General features: G+C 68.1%; 17 protein-coding genes. 12 read left to right on the top strand and 5 right to left on the bottom strand.

The features are described 5' to 3' along the window. Nucleotides 1-91 precede the first annotated feature (91 nt). Complete coding sequence (locus BKE09_RS09555) at nt 92-970, bottom strand: histone (protein ID WP_075675578.1); 879 nt, start codon at nt 968-970, stop codon at nt 92-94. Nucleotides 971-1,461: 491 nt separating this feature from the next. On the opposite strand from BKE09_RS09555, the gene BKE09_RS09560 reads away from it, so the two are divergent. The 9 genes from BKE09_RS09560 to BKE09_RS09600 all read left to right on the top strand — a co-directional run bounded on the left by BKE09_RS09560 (nt 1,462) and on the right by BKE09_RS09600 (nt 9,365). Then, the gene (locus BKE09_RS09560) at nt 1,462-2,895 is read left to right on the top strand and encodes a Do family serine endopeptidase (protein WP_014035682.1); all 1,434 of its coding nucleotides are present in this window, start codon (nt 1,462-1,464) and stop codon (nt 2,893-2,895) included. Nucleotides 2,896-2,996: 101 nt separating this feature from the next. After that, nucleotides 2,997-3,362, top strand: a complete 366-nt coding sequence (locus tag BKE09_RS09565) for a hypothetical protein (protein ID WP_004153835.1) — start codon at nt 2,997-2,999, stop codon at nt 3,360-3,362. An 8-nt stretch (nt 3,363-3,370) separates the two neighbouring features. Further along, nucleotides 3,371-3,841 carry a phage holin family protein gene (locus BKE09_RS09570; RefSeq protein ID WP_004153834.1) on the top strand — a complete coding sequence of 157 codons (471 nt, stop codon included), beginning with the start codon at nt 3,371-3,373 and terminating at the stop codon, nt 3,839-3,841. Further along, nucleotides 3,838-4,293, top strand: coding sequence for a protein sip-5 (locus tag BKE09_RS09575; RefSeq protein WP_075675579.1), 456 nt, complete (start codon nt 3,838-3,840; stop codon nt 4,291-4,293). Before BKE09_RS09570 ends, BKE09_RS09575 begins: the two co-directional genes overlap by 4 nt. A gap of 67 nt (nt 4,294-4,360) precedes the next feature. After that, the gene (locus BKE09_RS09580) at nt 4,361-5,470 is read left to right on the top strand and encodes an AI-2E family transporter (protein ID WP_075675580.1); all 1,110 of its coding nucleotides are present in this window, start codon (nt 4,361-4,363) and stop codon (nt 5,468-5,470) included. A 31-nt stretch (nt 5,471-5,501) separates the two neighbouring features. Beyond that, a complete protein-coding gene (locus BKE09_RS09585) occupies nt 5,502-6,221 on the top strand; it encodes an HAD-IA family hydrolase (RefSeq protein WP_075675581.1) in 720 nt (239 codons plus the stop codon). A gap of 3 nt (nt 6,222-6,224) precedes the next feature. Further along, a complete protein-coding gene (locus BKE09_RS09590) occupies nt 6,225-7,592 on the top strand; it encodes a M17 family metallopeptidase (protein WP_075675582.1) in 1,368 nt (455 codons plus the stop codon). A 136-nt stretch (nt 7,593-7,728) separates the two neighbouring features. Then, complete coding sequence (locus BKE09_RS09595) at nt 7,729-8,832, top strand: catalase family peroxidase (protein ID WP_075675583.1); 1,104 nt, start codon at nt 7,729-7,731, stop codon at nt 8,830-8,832. Beyond that, nucleotides 8,829-9,365, top strand: coding sequence for a cytochrome b (locus BKE09_RS09600; RefSeq protein ID WP_075675584.1), 537 nt, complete (start codon nt 8,829-8,831; stop codon nt 9,363-9,365). Before BKE09_RS09595 ends, BKE09_RS09600 begins: the two co-directional genes overlap by 4 nt. 559 nt (nt 9,366-9,924) lie before the next feature. Here BKE09_RS09600 and BKE09_RS09605 read toward each other — a convergent pair. The 4 genes from BKE09_RS09605 to BKE09_RS09620 are packed head-to-tail and all read right to left on the bottom strand — an operon-like array spanning nt 9,925 to nt 13,414. Next, entirely contained in the window at nt 9,925-10,527 is a 603-nt protein-coding gene (locus BKE09_RS09605; RefSeq protein ID WP_075675585.1) for a response regulator transcription factor, read from the bottom strand. After that, entirely contained in the window at nt 10,524-11,738 is a 1,215-nt protein-coding gene (locus tag BKE09_RS09610; RefSeq protein ID WP_075675586.1) for a sensor histidine kinase, read from the bottom strand. Before BKE09_RS09610 ends, BKE09_RS09605 begins: the two co-directional genes overlap by 4 nt. Before the next feature lie 6 nt (nt 11,739-11,744). After that, complete coding sequence (locus tag BKE09_RS09615; protein WP_075675587.1) at nt 11,745-12,521, bottom strand: ABC transporter permease; 777 nt, start codon at nt 12,519-12,521, stop codon at nt 11,745-11,747. Beyond that, nucleotides 12,518-13,414, bottom strand: coding sequence for an ABC transporter ATP-binding protein (locus BKE09_RS09620; protein WP_075675588.1), 897 nt, complete (start codon nt 13,412-13,414; stop codon nt 12,518-12,520). Before BKE09_RS09620 ends, BKE09_RS09615 begins: the two co-directional genes overlap by 4 nt. A 202-nt stretch (nt 13,415-13,616) precedes the next feature. Here BKE09_RS09620 and BKE09_RS09625 point away from each other — a divergent pair, with 202 nt between their 5' ends. The 3 genes from BKE09_RS09625 to BKE09_RS09635 all read left to right on the top strand — a co-directional run bounded on the left by BKE09_RS09625 (nt 13,617) and on the right by BKE09_RS09635 (nt 16,828). Continuing rightward, nucleotides 13,617-14,864: an efflux RND transporter periplasmic adaptor subunit gene (locus tag BKE09_RS09625; RefSeq protein ID WP_075675589.1), complete on the top strand. Its 1,248-nt coding sequence runs from the start codon at nt 13,617-13,619 to the stop codon at nt 14,862-14,864. 102 nt (nt 14,865-14,966) lie between these two features. Next, the gene (locus BKE09_RS09630) at nt 14,967-15,656 is read left to right on the top strand and encodes an ABC transporter ATP-binding protein (RefSeq protein ID WP_004137569.1); all 690 of its coding nucleotides are present in this window, start codon (nt 14,967-14,969) and stop codon (nt 15,654-15,656) included. 14 nt (nt 15,657-15,670) lie between these two features. Continuing rightward, nucleotides 15,671-16,828, top strand: a complete 1,158-nt coding sequence (locus BKE09_RS09635; RefSeq protein ID WP_014035671.1) for an ABC transporter permease — start codon at nt 15,671-15,673, stop codon at nt 16,826-16,828. The last annotated feature ends 6 nt before the right edge of the window (nt 16,829-16,834 follow it).

Genomic DNA, 16,834 nt, shown 5'->3' on the forward strand with positions numbered 1-16,834 from the left:
GGGCTCCTGCAGGAAGAACCTGCATCTTGCCCCAGAAACGCGAAAGGCCCCACCACCCGGTGGGGTGGCAGGGCCTTCGGTCACGGCGCGATTACTTGCGCTTGGCGACCTTGCGCACGGCCTTCTTGGCCGGAGCCTTCTTGGCGGCGACCTTCTTCAGCGGCGCAGCCTTCTTGGCGACCGTCTTGCGGGTGGCGGCAACTTTCTTGCCCACCGCCTTCTTGGCGACGGCGGCCTTCTTGCCGACAACCTTCTTGGCAGCGGCGGTCTTCTTGCCGACGGCCTTCTTGGCAACAGCAGCCTTCTTGCCGACCACCTTCTTGGCGGCCGCAGTCTTCTTGGTGGCGATCTTCTTGGTGGCGGCAACCTTCTTGCCGACAACCTTCTTCGCAGCCACGGCCTTCTTGCCAGCGACGGTCTTCTTGGCCACGGCCTTCTTGGCGGTAGCGACCTTCTTGCCGACCACCTTCTTGGCGGCCGCAGTCTTCTTGGCAACGGTCTTCTTCGCGACGGCGGCCTTCTTGGTGGCGGCCTTCTTCACGGTGGCGACCTTCTTGCCGGCAGCCTTGGTGGCGGCCTTGGTGGTCTTCTTGGCGGCAGCGGCCTTCTTGGTCACAGCCTTGCCGGCAGCGGCCTTCTTCTTGGCCACTTCCTTCTTCAGGGCAGCGGCTTCGGCCTTGGCGTTCTTCTTGGCCGCTTCCAGCTTCTTCTTGGCGTTGGCAACGGTCTTGCCGACCGACTTGGCGGCCTTCTCGGCCTTCTTGGCAACGGTCTTCTCGACCTTGGCCACAGCCTTCTTGGCCTTGGCAACGCGGGTACCGGCAGCCTTGGTGGCGCGCTTGACGGTCTTCTTGACCGACTTCACGGCGTCTTCGGCGGCGTGGGCGATGGTCTCGCCAACGTTGGTGGCGGCTTCTTTGACGTTCTCGACGGCGTCGGTCACGACCGACACACCATTACCGTTGCTCATGTTGCCCTCCTGGGGGCCTTAAGTATCAAAACGGGGCGATGCTATACCGACATTGACGATCGTGGAACGGGGCACGCGCAAGCAATCGCATCTGATGCGACGGCCATGGTGTAGCCCACCACTGCCGCAGGAGCGGCGGGTTCACAGGAAACCCCTTTTTTTAAGGACTACGCCACATCCACCGCGTGGTCGAAGATGGCCGTTGCGTGCCGTTGCATGGATGCGGCATCCGATGCGTGTTGTGGCGCATTGCGGCGCCCGGTTGCGCGGAACTGCGCAAGTATCGGTCTGTGTCCGCGCGCCCAGCGATCGTCTTCGGTGATGCAGGCGTCGCCTGTGCGGGTGTCGCCACAGCCTTGCTGCCAGCCTCCGCACCCGCCTTCTTCGGCCTGCGGTTTTCATGGCGCATTTATCCAGATCGCGACACACTCATTCAGCTTGTTTTACCGTAGGGCCGAACCGCCCCCACCCACGCCAGCGAACCGACTCCCATGCGACCGCTTCCCACCCTGCTCACGCTCGCAATCGCCGCCGCCTTCGGTGGCTTCGTTGCCACCGGCATCAATGCCCACCTGGACAACCGTGCCGACGCAGCACCGCTGCCAGCGGTGCTGCCGACCACGGCCGCGTTGCCGGCCGCGGTGGCCGGGCAGGCGGTGCCGTCGCTGGCGCCGATGCTGGAAAAGGCGATGCCAGCAGTGGTCAGCGTCAACACCAAGCAGGTGGTGCGCGTACGCAATCCCTTCTTCAACGACCCGTTCTTCCGCCGCCTGTTCCCGGACATTCCGCAGGAACGCATCAACGAATCGCTCGGCTCGGGCGTGATCATCGACGCCAAGGAAGGCCTGGTGCTGACCAACCACCATGTCATCGAGAACGCCGATGACGTGCAGGTGACACTGGCCGATGGGCGCACGGTGAAGGCCGAGTTCCTCGGTTCGGACCGTGATACCGACATCGCGCTGATCCGCATCCCGGCGCAGAACCTGACCGACATCAAGCTCGGCAACAGCGACCAGCTGCGGGTGGGCGACTTCGTGGTGGCCATCGGCAACCCGTTCGGCTTCAGCCAGACGGTCACCTCGGGCATCGTCTCGGCGGTGGGCCGCAGCGGCATCCGTGGCCTGGGCTACCAGAACTTCATCCAGACCGATGCATCGATCAACCCGGGCAACTCCGGTGGTGCGCTGGTCGACCTGCAGGGCCAGCTGGTCGGCATCAATACCGCCAGCTTCAACCCGCAGGGCAGCATGGCCGGCAACATCGGCCTGGGCCTGGCGATTCCGTCCAACCTGGCGCGCAGCGTGGTCGACCAGCTGGTCAAGCACGGCGTGGTGGTGCGCGGCACGCTGGGCGTGGAGAGCCAGAACCTGACCGCGCAGATCGCGCAGGGGCTGGGCCTGGGCGAAACGCGCGGTGCCCTGATCACCCGCGTGCTGGCCGGTTCGGCCGCTGCTGCGGCCGGACTGAAGCCGGGCGATGTGGTGGTCTCGGCCAACGGCCAACGCGTGGACAGCGCCGAAGCCCTGCACAACGTGGAAGGCCTGGCCGCGGTCGGCAGCCCGCTGGCGCTGGACGTGCGCCGCGAAGGCAAGCCGCTGCAGATCAAGGCCACGCTGAAGGAACAGGCGCGTGCGGTCACCGGCGAGAGCCTGGACCCGCGGCTGACCGGTGCCACCTTCGTCGACCTGCCCGAGTCGCTGCGGCAGTCGGGTGTCGGCGGCGTGCTGGTCAGCGAGGTCAAGCGCGGCAGCCGCGCGGCGACCAACGGCCTGCAGCAGGGCGACATCATCACCGACGCCACCGTGGGTGAATTCGCCGACCTGGCCAGCTGGCGAGCCAATTTCCAGCAACGCCCGCCGACCCTGGTGGTACGCGTGCTGCGCAACAATGGCCAGCAGCAGGGCCAGCTCGTGATGCGCTGATCGCCCTGCCGTAACACCCCCTATACCCCGGCAATGCTATTGCTGTCAGTCCAGGTCGGCACCGCCGACACCCGTTCCCCCATCGCAACAGGAGTGATTCGATGAGCCCCACCAATACCGAGAACCTGAAGGAACACCTGGGTGAAGCCGGTTCCCACCTGAAGCAGGCCGCCACGGCCGCCGGCGGTGCGATCAAGGGCGCAACCGGTGCCGCGACCGACGAACTGCGCATCGGCAAGGCCAACGTCAAGGCCGAACTGTCCGACAGCGCACTGTCTGGCCTGGCCGCCGCCGAATTCGGTGGTGCCGCTGCCAAGGAACAGGTCGACGCGTTGATGGACAAGGGCAAGGACCTGATCGACAGCGCCGCCGAGCTGATCCGTGAGCGTCCGCTGGCCTCGTTCGGCGTCGCCTTCGCTGCCGGCTGGATCATTGCCAAGCTGGCCCGCGGCAGCAGCGACAAGTAAGCCGCGGCGTGAGCGAAGACAACGCGCAAGCCCCTGATCCGGCGGCCACCCCGCCGCTGGATGAGAGCATCCGCCAGGTCGGCGCGGCCGGTCGTGCCGCCGCCGATTCGGCCAAGCATTCACTGCGTTCGCTGCGCCGCCTGGCCTCGGCCGACTTCGCGCTGGCACGCAGCGCGTTCGGTCGTGCGCTGGCCTGGGCCGGCGTGGCGATCGTGTTCGGTGCGTCGGCGTGGTTGCTGATGGCCGCCACCCTCATCGCCCTGCTGCAGAGCTGGGGCCTGAGCTGGCTGCAGGCGCTGCTGATCACCTCGTTGCTGAGCCTGGCCGTCACCGGCTATGCGATCTGGCGGGTGTCCTACTTCTTCCACCACACCGGCATGCACGCCACCCGGCGCCAGCTGTCACGCCTGGGCCTGTTCGACGAGCCCAGCGAAGACGACCCCGATGCCGATGTGCAGTTGCCGGAGGGCAAGCCATGAAGTTCGGTGCGCTGCAGCGGCGGGTGAGACGCTGCGAACAGGTGGTGACCGTGCGCCTGGTTGAAACCCAGGACCACTGGTCCACGCTCAGCCAGGTCTGGCGACAGGGCTGGTCGCCGCTGCGCATCGTGGTGGTCGGCCTGGCCGGTGGCTTCATTGCCGGCAAGCTGGAAGTGCCGGGCAAGGTCAACGGTGCCCGCTGGCTGCAGATGGTGGGTTCGGTCTCGAACCTGTTCGCCAGCGCGCAGGCCGCGTTCGCCACGGCGATGGCGGCGCAGGCGGCAGCCAGCGCCGACGACGCGGCCGAAGAAGCCGACGATGCCAGCGAACAGGCCTCAGCGGCGGCCTCCGCCGCGGAAGCACGGCCCACACCGGCAGCGCGCCCGGAACCCGAACCGGAACTGCGCGAACCGCGCCCGGCCGAAGCGGCCACCGAGCTGTCCGAACGTTGATCCACGGAATCCGCCGCGCCGATCGCGGCCGGCGGATAATGCGCTCCCCTTCCCGGTTGGTGCGTCGATGAGCGAGTCCCTCCTGTCCCCGTCACCGGCCGATCCGCAGGATGAGCAGGCGCCGCTGCCGCCGCCCTCGCGGCCGCGCGGGCCGATGTCGCTGGTGGTGCTGGCAACCCTGGCGGTGGGCTACACGCTGTGGGCCGCGCAGGACATCATCCTGCCGGTGCTGCTGGCGATGTTCTTCGCGCTGGTCGGCAACCCGATCCTGCGCTTGCTGCAGAAGCTGTGGATTCCGCGCGCGCTGGGCGCCCTGCTGATCCTCGGTGCGGGCCTGGGCGTGACCGGTTCGCTGGCCGTGCAACTGATCGGCCCGGCGATGGAATGGGCGCAGGAAGCGCCGCAGCAGCTGCGCAAAGTGGCCCGCCAGGTCCAGGACCTGACCAAGCCGGTGCAGCAGGCCAACCAGGCCGCGGAAAACTTCGCCCGCGTGGCCGGCGGTGACAGCAACCACAAGGTGCAGGTGATCCGCACCCAGCTGGACGATCCGTACCGCATGCTGACCCGCGCGCCGCGGTTGGCCGCGTCGGTGCTGGCGGTGGTGCTGCTGACCCTGTTCTTCATGATCTACGGGCAGAGCCTGCAGCGCGCAGCGATCGCCCTGTTCCCGAACCGCCAGCAGCAGCGTTTCACCACCGACATCCTGCGGTCGATCGAGCGGGAGGTCTCGCGCTATGTGCTGACCATCAGCGTCATCAACACCCTGGTCGGGCTGGTGTTCGCCGGCGTGCTGATGCTGTTCGGCATCGGCCTGCAGGAAGCCTTGCTGTGGGGCACGGTGGCGGCCCTGCTGAATTTTGCCCCGTACGTGGGCCCACTGATCGGCGTGGCATTGATGCTGTTGATGGGCTTCGTGGAATTCCGCGACCCGCTGCAGGCCCTGCTGCCGGCCGCTGCCTACCTGGCCCTGCACACCCTGGAAGGGCAGATGGTGACCCCGATCGTGCTGGGCCGGCGGATGAAGCTGTCGCCGCTGGTGCTGATCCTGGCGCTGATGGTGTTCGGCTGGGCCTGGGGCATGATCGGCCTGCTGCTGGCAGTACCGCTGCTGGTCTGCATCAAGCTGGTGCTGGCACGGCTGGACGGCATGCAGGGCTGGGCACGCCTGCTGGAATGAAAGCCCGCGCGGGCAGGCGTAGAATGGCGGGGTGAATTTCCCCGTCCAAGCCATCACTCTCGACCTTGACGACACGCTGTGGCCGTTCGCTCCGATCGGCGCCCGCATCGACCTGGTCCTGCACGAGTGGATGCGTGAACACAGCCCCGCCACCGCTGCGATGTATCCGGTGGCGGCGATGCGCGAACTGCGCGAGCGCCTGTACCACGCCCATCCGCACCTCCACCACGACCTGAGCGCGCTGCGCCGGCTGACCCTGCACGAAGCGCTGCACACCAGTGGTGCCAGCCTGGAGTTGCTGGAGCCGGCGTACGAAGTGTTCTTCGCCGCGCGCAACCAGGTCGAGTGCTATCCCGATGCGATCGAAGCGCTGGCGCGGATTGCCGCGCGGGTGCCGGTGGCAGCGCTGAGCAACGGCAATGCCGATCTGGAGCGGATCGGCCTGGCCCATCATTTCGCCTTCCAGCTGGGCGCGCGCGAGCACGGCGCGGCCAAGCCCGAGGCAAGCATCTTCCACGCCGCCTGCACCCGCCTGGGTGTGGCGCCGGCACAGGTACTGCATGTCGGCGACCATGCCGAGATGGACGTGGCCGGGGCGATCGCCGCCGGCCTGCGCGGGTGCTGGATCAACCGCGAAGCAGCCACCTGGACCCATCCGCACCTGCAGCCGGACCTGCAGTTCGACACCCTCACCGGCCTGGCCGACTGGTTGGACGCCAACCTCGACGCCGCCACACCCCGGAGTACCTGACGCATGAGCGAGATCACTGGTTTCACCGCCGACACCGCCGCAGCGCTGCCGCTGTACGTGCTGGACCGCGAACAGTTCGCGGCCTGGAAGGACGGCCAGCCGGCCGCCACCCAGGCCTGGCTGGCGTCGCAGGGGTTCACCGCCGGCGCGCACAGCGTGGCCTTGCTGCCCGGCACCGATGGCCTGGCCGGTGCGGTGATGGGTGTGGGTGATCGTGGTGATGCCTACAGCTATGCGCATGCCCCGCACGCGCTGCCGGAAGGCAGCGTGTGGCAGCTGGCCAGCGAACTGCCGGCCGCCGAACTGGCCCTGCTGCAGCTGGGCTGGGGCCTGGGCAGCTACCGCTTCGACCGCTACCGCAAGCGCAACCGCGCGCCGGCCCGGCTGGTGGCGGCACCGTCCGGCGAGGTGGCTGACCTGATCGCCGCCAGCCTGCGCGTGCGCGACTGGGTCAACACGCCGACCGAAGACATGGGCCCGCAGCAGCTGGAAGACGCCGCACGCGCCCTGGCCAATGCACATGGCGCGCAGGTCGAAGCGATCACCGGCGATGAGCTGCTGAAGCAGAACTTCCCGGCGATCCACGCCGTGGGCCGTGCATCGCACCGCGCGCCGCGGCTGGTGGTGCTGCGCTGGGGCAAGGACACTGATCCGGCGCTGGTGCTGGTCGGCAAGGGCGTGTGCTTCGATACCGGCGGCCTGGACATCAAGCCGGCCGACGGCATGCGCAACATGAAAAAGGACATGGGCGGCGCCGCGCATGCACTGGCCCTGGCCGGCCTGGTGATGGCACGCGGGCTGCCGGTTCGCCTGACCCTGCTGGTGCCGGCGGTGGAAAACGCCATCGGTCCGGATGCCTTCCGCCCGGGCGAAGTGATCGCCACCCGCAAGGGCCTGAGCGTGGAGATCGACAACACCGATGCCGAAGGCCGCGTGATCCTGTGCGATGCGCTGACCTTCGCCGGTGAGCAGAAGCCGGACCTGGTGCTGGACTTCGCCACCCTCACCGGTGCCGCACGCATCGCACTGGGCCCGGATCTGCCGGCGCTCTTCAGCAATGACGACAGCGTGGCCCAGCAGTGGCTGCAGGCCGGCGACGCGACCCGCGACCCGGTCTGGCGCATGCCGCTGTGGCGCCCCTACCTGCGTTACCTGAGCAGCGGCATCGCCGACCTGGCCAACGCCGGTTCGCGCATGGCCGGCTCGGTGACGGCCGCGCTGTACCTGGAGCGTTTCCTGGAAGACGGCCAGCGCTGGGCGCACCTGGACGTGTACGCCTGGAACGACGGCGAACGCCCGGGCCGTCCGGCCGGTGGCGAAGCGCTGGCGCTGCGTTCGGCGTGGGCGATGCTGAAGCAGCGCTACAGCTGATCGGGCGGGTGCCGACCGTTGGTCGGCACGTCGTCCCCGGCAAATCTGACGAAAAATTGAATTTCGGCCCCGGCCGGGTTCTGCGAGGATGTGTGGGTCGACCACCCACACGCTCCGTGAAGGCAGGACTCCGACCATGTCGCTCTTCCGCTACACCCGTGCCGGCCAGACGGCGGGCGCACCGCGCAGGCATTCGCCGCTGCTCTGGATCGCACTGATCGCGCTCATTCTGGGCGCCGTCGCACTGGCCTTTGCCTGGCTGGCCGGCTGGATTGGCGACCGCCTCACCGCGCAGCGCTTCACCGACACCATCGAGGCCACCGGCCCGGCCCATCCCGGCTTCCGCCGTGCGCACAGCAAGGGCATCTGCGTGAGCGGCTGGTTCGAACCCAGCGCGCAGGCCCCCACCCTGTCCAGCGCACGGGTGTTCTCGCAGCGCCGCGTGCCGGTGATGGGCCGCTTGTCGATCGGCGGCGGCGATCCCTACGGCGCCGACAACACCGCACGCGTGCGCAGCCTCGCGGTGCAGATGGTCAGCGATGATGGCCAGGAATGGCGGATGGCGATGAACAGCTTCCCGTTCTTCGCCGTGCCCAACGCCGAGGCGTTCTACGAGCAGACGCGCGCCTCCATTCCCGACCCGGCCACCGGCAAGCCCGACCCGAAGAAGATGGCCGCAGTTATGGCCAAGTACCCCAGCGCGCAGGCCTTCCAGCAATGGGCCAAGACGGCGCCGTGGACCAGCAGCTGGGCCGACACCACCTTCAACAGCGTCAACAGCTTCTGGTTCACCAACGCGCAGGGCCAGAAACGCGCGGTGCGCTGGCGCTGGCAACCGCAGGCGCCGGTGGTGGAGATGGATGCGGAGACGCGCAAGCAGGCCAGCGTCGATTTCCTCAGCCAGGAACTGCAGCAGCGCCTGGCCAGCGGCCCGGTGCGCTGGAACCTGGTCGTGACCACCGCCGAGCCCGGCGATGCCATCGATGATCCGTCGGTACCGTGGCCCGAGTCGCGTGATCAGGTCGTGGCCGGCGTGCTCAGCCTGGACCGCATGCAGTCGCAGGAACAGGGCGCCTGCGGGCAGATCAACTTCGATCCGCTGATCCTGCCCAGCGGCGTGCGCGGCAGTGACGATCCGATCCTGGCGGCCCGCTCGGCGGTGTATTCGCAGTCCTTCAACCGCCGCGAACGCGAGCGCGCCACCGGCAACGTCGAGCAACCGAAGGAGGCCGCACGATGAGCACCGGCAACGGCCACTTCAACCTGCTCGCGCGCGTGCTGCACTGGTCCATGGCGCTGATGATCATCGCCATGCTGTTCATCGGTGTGACCATGGTCGCCTCGCTGCACCTGCGGCCGATGCTGATCGACCTGCACCGCCCATTGGGCATCGCCATCGGCGTACTGGTGCTGTTGCGCCTGTACAACCGGCTGCGCCATCGCCCGCCACCGCTGCCTTCCGACCTGCCCGCCTGGCAGGTGCTGGCAGCGAAGGCCTCGCATTGGATGCTGTACGCGCTGATGCTGGCGATGCCGCTGATCGGCTGGGCGATGCTGTCGGCCGGCGGTTACCCGATCGTGCTGTGGGGCGGCCTGCACCTACCGCCGATCGTGCCGCACACCCCGGCGCTGTATGCCGCGCTGCGTAACGCGCACAGCCTGCTGGCGTATGTGTTGTTCGCCACGGTACTGATGCATGTGGGTGCGGCGCTGTTCCACCTGTGGGTGCGCCGTGATGGCGTGTTCCAGGCGATGGCGCGCGGGAAGGATTGAGCGGGTTCCACCTGCGCCCACGCATGGGTAGCGCCGCGCCATGCCCGGCGGATCATTTCCGCGCCTGCGGAGATGTGTCACTTTCTTTGCGCGCAAAGAAAGTAACCAAAGAAACGCTCCGCCGGCCGCGAGCCGGCGCGCTTCGCACGCCGGTGCCCTGCGCTCCTCGGTCCGTCGAGGGACGGTGCGGGAACTCGCTGCGCTCAGACACCCGCACCTCTTCGCCCTCGCCGGACCTGCGGTGCTCGGCTCGCTTGAAGGCGGACTGGAAGGTCAAGGTCAACGGCAACGGCATCCACGCATGGCGTGGATCTACTGGGTGCAGCCGTGGCATTTGACCTTGGGTCCGCCTTGAGCGAGCCGAGCATCGCAGGGGAATCAGGGGCGAAGAGGCGCCGGTGTTTGAGCGCAGCGAGTTCGGCGCCGTCCCCTGATTTGCCGAGAAGCACAGGGCACCGGTGCGCAGCACCGGCTCGCGACCTGGCGGCGTGTTTCTTTGGTTACTTTCTTTGCACGAGCAAAGAAAGTGACACCTCTCCGCAGGCGCGGAAATGATCCGCTACAACCACCCCTTCTGCCGCGCCAGCCGATACGCCTCGATCCGATTGGCCACGCCCAGCTTGCCGATGCACTCGGACAGGTAATTGCGCACCGTACCGTGCGACAACCCCAGCTGCTCGGCGATCTCACTGGCGGTGCGGCCCTCGCCCGCCAGCCGCAGCACGCGGCGCTCACGGTCGGTGAGCGGGTCGGCCTGCGACCACGCATCCAGTGCCAGCTGCGGGTCGATCGCGCGGATGCCCTGTTTCACCTTGCGCAGGGCTTCGGCCAGGTTCTCGGCCGGTGCGTCCTTCAGCAGGTAGCCCAGCACGCCCGCCTCCAGCGCGCGGCGCAGGAAGCCGGCACGGGCGAAGGTGGTCACGATCACCACCTTGATCGGCAGTTCCTGGCGGGCGATGCGCTGCGCCAGTTCCAGACCGGACAGGCCGGGCATCTCGATGTCGGTGACCAGGATGTCCGGTTGCAGCTGCTGCAGCATCCGCCACGCGGTTTCGCCATCGGCGGCGCTGCCCAGCACCTCGATATCCGGCTCCAGGCCCAGCAGCGCCGACAGTGCGCCGCGCACCATGGCCTGGTCTTCGGCCAGCAGGATGCGGATCATGCGGCACCGTCCTGCGCCAACGACGTGGACGACAGCGGCGTGGTCGCGGCCATCAACGGCACGCGCACCGTCAGCACGGTGCCCGCCCCGCGCGGCGACTGCAGCGTCAGCTGGCCCCCCAGTGCTGCGGCCCGCTCACGCATGCCGCACAGTCCATTGCCCTCGGCCTGCACGCCGCCACGGCCGTCATCGCGTATCTGCATCGCCAACTGTCGTTCCTCAAGCATGAAATCCACCTGTACCCGGGTCGCCTGCGCATGGCGCACGATGTTGGTTGCCGCCTCGCGCAGCACCAGCGCCAGGCCACGTTCGACGTCCACCGGCATGGCAGGTGGCGTCGTGTACTGCAGATGCACCTGCTGGCATTCCAGCAGCAGGCGTGCCGATGCCAGCTCGCCCGCCAGGTCACTGGCGCGGATGCCGGTCACCGCACTGCGCACCTGTGCCAGCGCTTCGCGGGCGATGTCCTCGGCCTCGCCAATCTCCTGCCGCGCGCGTGCATCACCGCGGTCGTGCAGCTTGCGCGCCAGTTCCAGCTTCAGCGTGATCAGCGACAGGGTATGGCCCAGCAGGTCGTGCAGGTCGCGGCCGATACGCTCGCGCTCGGCGGTGGTCGCCAGCCGCCGCACCTCGTCCTGGGACAGCTGCAGTGCGACGTCGCGCTGCTGGCTCAGGGCCTCCACGTTCACCACCAGCCCGACGATGAACGAGACCGCCGGCATCCACACCATGGCCTGCCACGGATAACCGAAGTACAGCGCGGTGCCGCAGAACAGAAGGTTCAGCCCGGTGAGCTGCAGCAGGTACTGCCACCAGCCGCCGCGGCTGCTCATGCGGATCATCACGCAGCCGAACACGAAATAGCTCAGTCCCGAGGGATACCACGGCAGCAGTACCAGAGCCATCACGATCATGCCCAGCGCATAGCGCCATGCATGGTGCCGTGGCGCCAGCATCACCTTGGCGTAGAACAGCAGGAACAGCGGATAGCTGACCAGGGTCAGCAACACCCAGCGCAGGGTGAAGCCGTTCCCCAACACCGGGGTGAGGAAGATCCATACCGACCACAGCAGGTGGATCGCACCGCTCCAGGGCGATTTGCCACGTCGCAGCAGCTCGGCCACCGCCGAATCCGGCGCGGGGCGCAGCAGGGAGGCAAGCCAGCTCGGCGGCACGGGAGGATCCAGGCGGGGACGATCGCTGCCGATCATGCCAGTTCAGCCGATCCGGCGCAGGCGGCGCCGTGCCAGCAGCAGCGCCCCCACCGTGACCGCCAGCAGCACCAGCAGATGGCCGGCGAGACTGCCGATGGATGGCAGCCCGACCACCGGCAATGCCAGCTGCGCCAGATGCCAGGTCGGCCACAGCGGTGCCATCGTCGAGAACACCGTGGGCAGCGCCGACAGCGGCAGCCACAGGCCCGACAGCAGGGCCAGCGGCAGGTAGACCAGGTTGACCATCGCTGGCGCCGCACTGGCACTGACATGGCTGCCGATCAGCAGGCCGATCGCCCCCAGCGGCAGCGCCGCCAGTCCTGCCACCGCCAGCAGCTGCAGCACCTGCAGCGCGTGCAGCTGTACGCCACCGAACACATGTGCCACGCCAATCAACAACGACGCCACCAGCAGCGCGAACATCACCGCCATGGCCAGCCGTGCCAGCAGCGGTGCCGCCGCCGGCATCGGCAGCGCGCGCTTGAGAGTCAGCAGGCCGCCTTCGCGGTCCAGCGCCAGCTGCACGCCGAAGCCGAACAGGGCCGGGGCCATCGCACCGAATACACAGTAGGTGGCCAGCAGGTACAGCGGTGCGTGACCGCGCCCGAGCAGCACGCCGAACAGCAGGTAGAACAGCACCGGGAACAGCAGCGAGGGCACCGCGAACGCCGGCGTGCGCCAGGCGCGGCGCAGTTCGGCCACCAGTTCGGCACGGTAGGGGCGCAGTACCTGCCGCCACACAGGTAGCGGTTGCCCGGCGGTGCGGATCAGGGTGTTCATGCGGCCTCCCGGGTCATGTCGAGGAAGGCGTCGGCCAGCGCCGCGCCCTGTACTTCCAGTTCGCGCAGCTGCGCATCGGCGGCCAACAGGCGCGCCACCACCGGCTCGGCCGGGCTCGCCAGCAGCTGCAGATGCTCGCCGTCGCGCTGCACCTCCTGTACGCCCGGCCACTGCTGCACGTCCTCAATGGGCAACCCGCTGCGGCAACGAATCCGACGCGGCCGGTCGGCCAGGCGCAGCTCGCTCAGCGGGGCATCGGCCAATACCCGGCCCTGCTCCAGCACCACCACCTGCTGTGCCAGCGCTTCAGCTTCTTCCAGATAGTGGGTGGTCAGCAGCACGCCGCAGCCTTCGGCCACCAGCTGCCGGATCGCCTGCCACATCGCCTGCCGCGCCTGGATGTCCAGGCCGGTGGTGGGCTCATCCAGGAACAGCACGCGCGGGCGGCCACACAGGGCGATGGCGAACTGCACGGCACGCTGCTGGCCGCCGGACAGCTGGCCATAGCGGCGGCCTGCAAGCGCCTGCAGGCCGGCGCGCTGCAGCACCTCCTGCAGCGGCATCGGGTCGGGATAGCAGGCGCTGGCCTGCGCCACCAGTTCGTCCACCTGCAGCATCGGCGGCAGGCTGGTGCTCTGCAGCATCACGCCCAGGCCGATACGGCTGGCGCGCTGCTGCGGGTCGCCGCCGAGCAGTTCGACCTGGCCGGCGTCGGCCCGGCGCAGGCCCAACAGCACGCTGATCGCGGTACTCTTGCCGGCACCGTTGCGGCCCAGCAATGCCAGTACCTGGCCAGCGCGGACCTGCAGGTCGATGCCATGCAGGGCGGTATGGTCGCGGTAGCGCACCTGCACCTGCTGCAGGCGGGCCAGCGACGGAGCGATCGGATCCATGGGCGGTACCGGTAGCGGGGACGTTGCCATCCTGTGCCGCCGTGGTCACGTTTCGCAGTTGCCGCCGTCAGTGTCATCGGGTGACAGCTGTCACTGCCGTCATCGCTGTGCCTGCCTTCATGCTGTGCCGCACGCTCCACCGCCGGAACCGCCGCCGTCCGCTCTTCCGGCCACACCCGCCCGAACGCCTGTGATGGAACGAATGAACGCTTCTGCCGAGCTGTTGAAGGAACTCCGTATCGACCGCAAATCGCCGCCGCCCGCCTCCGGTGGCAGTGGCGGCGGCCGCCGCTGGCTGTGGATCGCGATCATCGTGGTCGTGTTGCTGCTGGCTGCTGTCGCCTTCGCCCTGTTCGGCCGTGCGCCGGCGGTGGACGTGGAAACCGCCCCCGCCGTGGCCATCCAGCAGGGCAGCGCCAGCAGTTCGGTGCTCGACGCCAGCGGCTACGTGGTCGCCCGGCGCATGGCCACGGTCTCGGCCAAGATCACCGGCAAGGTGCGCGAGGTGATGATCGAGGAAGGCATGCGCGTGGAACAGGGCCAGATCATGGCCACCCTGGACCCGATCGATGCCGACGCGCAGCGCAGCCTGTATGCCTCGCAGCTGCAGGCCGCACGCAGCCAGGTCGCCGGGCTGGAAGCACAGCAGAAGCAGGCCGCCGCCGAGGCCAGCCGCCTGCAGGCGCTGGTCGGCCAGCAGCTGGTGTCGCGCTCGCAGTACGACCAGGCCGTGGCCCAGCGCGACAGCCTGCGTGCCCAGCTGGATACCGCACAGCGCAACGTCAAGGTCGCCCACGACCAGCTGGCCATCGCCGATCTGGGCGTGGACAACAACGTGGTGCGCGCGCCGTTCTCCGGCGTGGTCACCGCCAAGGCCGCGCAACCGGGTGAAATCGTCTCGCCGCTGTCGGCCGGCGGCGGCTTCACCCGTACCGGCATCGGCACCATCGTCGACATGGACTCGCTGGAGATCGAAGTCGAGGTCGGCGAGGCCTTCATCGGCCGCGTGCAGCCGAAGATGCCGGTGGAAGCCACGCTCAACGCCTATCCGGAATGGAAGATTCCCGGCGAGGTGATCGCCATCATCCCCACCGCCGACCGCGGCAAGGCCACGGTGAAGGTGCGCGTGGCGCTGAAGGTGAAGGACCCGCGCATCGTGCCGGAGATGGGCGTGCGGGTCAGCTTCCTGGAGCAGGCGCAGCCGCAGGCGGTCGCCAAACCGCAGGGCGTGCGCGTGCCGGCGGGCGCCGTGGTCCAGCGCGAGGGCGCCTCGGTGGCCTTCGTGCTGGGCGACCAGAACCGCGTGCAGCAGCGCACGGTCGAGGCCGGCCAGGCGATGGGCAAGGACCGCCAGATCCTCAAGGGCGTGAGCGCAGGTGAATCGGTGGTGGTGAACCCGCCGGACACCCTGCGCGATGGCGCCAAGGTGCAACAGAAACAAGCGCAGTAACGGCCTGGCGCCCACGGGCGCCGCCGGCAGCACCGCTCGACGCACGCCTGCGGCCCCCGCCGTGGCGCTTCCCCGTTTCCCGCCTTCCGTGGAGAACCACCCATGTCGACCCTGGTTTCACTGCGCAACATCACCAAGACCTACCAGCGTGGCCCCGAGAAAGTGCAGGTGCTGCACGGCATCGACCTGGACATCGCCAGCGGCGACTTCGTCGCGCTGATGGGGCCGTCCGGCTCGGGCAAGACCACCCTGCTCAACCTGATCGGTGGCCTGGACAACCCCAGCGGCGGCGAGATCAGCATCGAAGGCGAGCGCATCGACCAGATGAGCGGCGGCCAGCTGTCGACCTGGCGCAGCCACCACGTTGGCTTCGTGTTCCAGTTCTACAACCTGATGCCGATGCTGACCGCGCAGAAGAACGTGGAACTACCGCTGCTGCTGACCCACCTCAATGCCGCGCAGCGCCGCCGCAACGCGGAAATCGCGCTGACCCTGGTCGGCCTGGCCGACCGCCGCAGCCACCGTCCGAATGAACTGTCCGGCGGCCAGCAGCAGCGCGTGGCGATCGCCCGGGCGATCGTCTCCGACCCGACCTTCCTGATCTGCGACGAACCCACCGGCGACCTCGACCGCCAGTCCGCCGAAGAGATCCTCGGCCTGCTGCAGCAGCTCAACCGCGAGCACGGCAAGACCATCATCATGGTCACCCATGACCCGAAGGCCGCCGAGTACGCCACGCATACGGTGCACCTGGACAAGGGCGAGCTGGCCGACGCGCCGCTGGCCCACTGACGGAGGCCACGGCGATGAAATACTTCTCGTTGGTGTGGGCGCAGCTGTTCCGCAGCCGAACCCGCACGTTGTTGACCCTGCTCTCCGTGGTGGCCGCGTTCCTGCTGTTCGGCATGCTCGATTCGGTGCGCGTGGCATTCACCTCCGGCGGCAGCGTGGAAGGCGCCAACCGGCTGGTCGTGGCTTCGCGGCTGTCCATCACCCAATCGCTGCCGATCCGCCTGGAAGCCCAGGTGCGGCAGGTGGCCGGCGTGCGCGACGTGGCCTATGGCATGTGGTTCGGCGGCATCTACCAGGACCCGAAGAACTTCTTCCCGAACTTCTCGGTGTCACCCAACTACTTCGATGTCTACCGCGAACTGCAGATCGACCCGGCACAGCTGGAAGACTGGAAGCAGACCCGCACCGGTGCCATCGTCGGCGAAACCCTGGCCAAGCAGTTCGGCTGGAAGATCGGCGACACCATCCCGCTGCAGGCAACGATCTTCCCGCGTGGCGGCAGCAACGACTGGCCGCTGGTGCTCAAGGGCATCTACCGCTCCAAGGACCGTGCACTGGCCGCCAATGAAGAACGCCAGTTGATGATGAACTGGAAGTACTTCGATGAATCCAACGACTACATCAAGAACCAGGTGAGCTGGTACACGGTAACGCTGGACAACCCGGACCACTCCTCGCGGGTGGCGCAGGCAATCGATGCGATTTCGGCCAACTCGGACCACGAGACCAAGACCCAGACCGAATCGGCGTTCCAGCAGGCCTTCGTCAAGCAGTTCGCGGATATCGGCATGATCGTCACCTCGATCATGGGCGCGGTGTTCTTCACCCTGCTGCTGTTGACCGGCAACACCATGGCGCAGGCCGTGCGCGAGCGCGTGCCGGAGCTGGCCACGCTGAAGACGCTGGGCTTCAAGGACAGCACCGTGCTGACACTGGTGATGGTGGAGTCGGTGCTGCTGATTGGCCTGGGCGGCCTGATCGGCATGGGCCTGGCCGCCCTGATCCTGCCGGCCATCGGCCCGAAGAGCATGGGCATGCTGCCGCCACACGTGCCGACGCCGACCTGGCTGATGGGGCTGGGCCTGATCGTGGTGATCGGCATCATCGTCGGCCTGTTGCCGGCGCTGCGTGCCAAGCGCCTGAAGATCGTCGACGCACTGGCCGGCCGCTGAGGAGAA

This window comes from Stenotrophomonas sp. TD3 (assembly GCF_001939825.1).
Taxonomy (GTDB): domain Bacteria; phylum Pseudomonadota; class Gammaproteobacteria; order Xanthomonadales; family Xanthomonadaceae; genus Stenotrophomonas.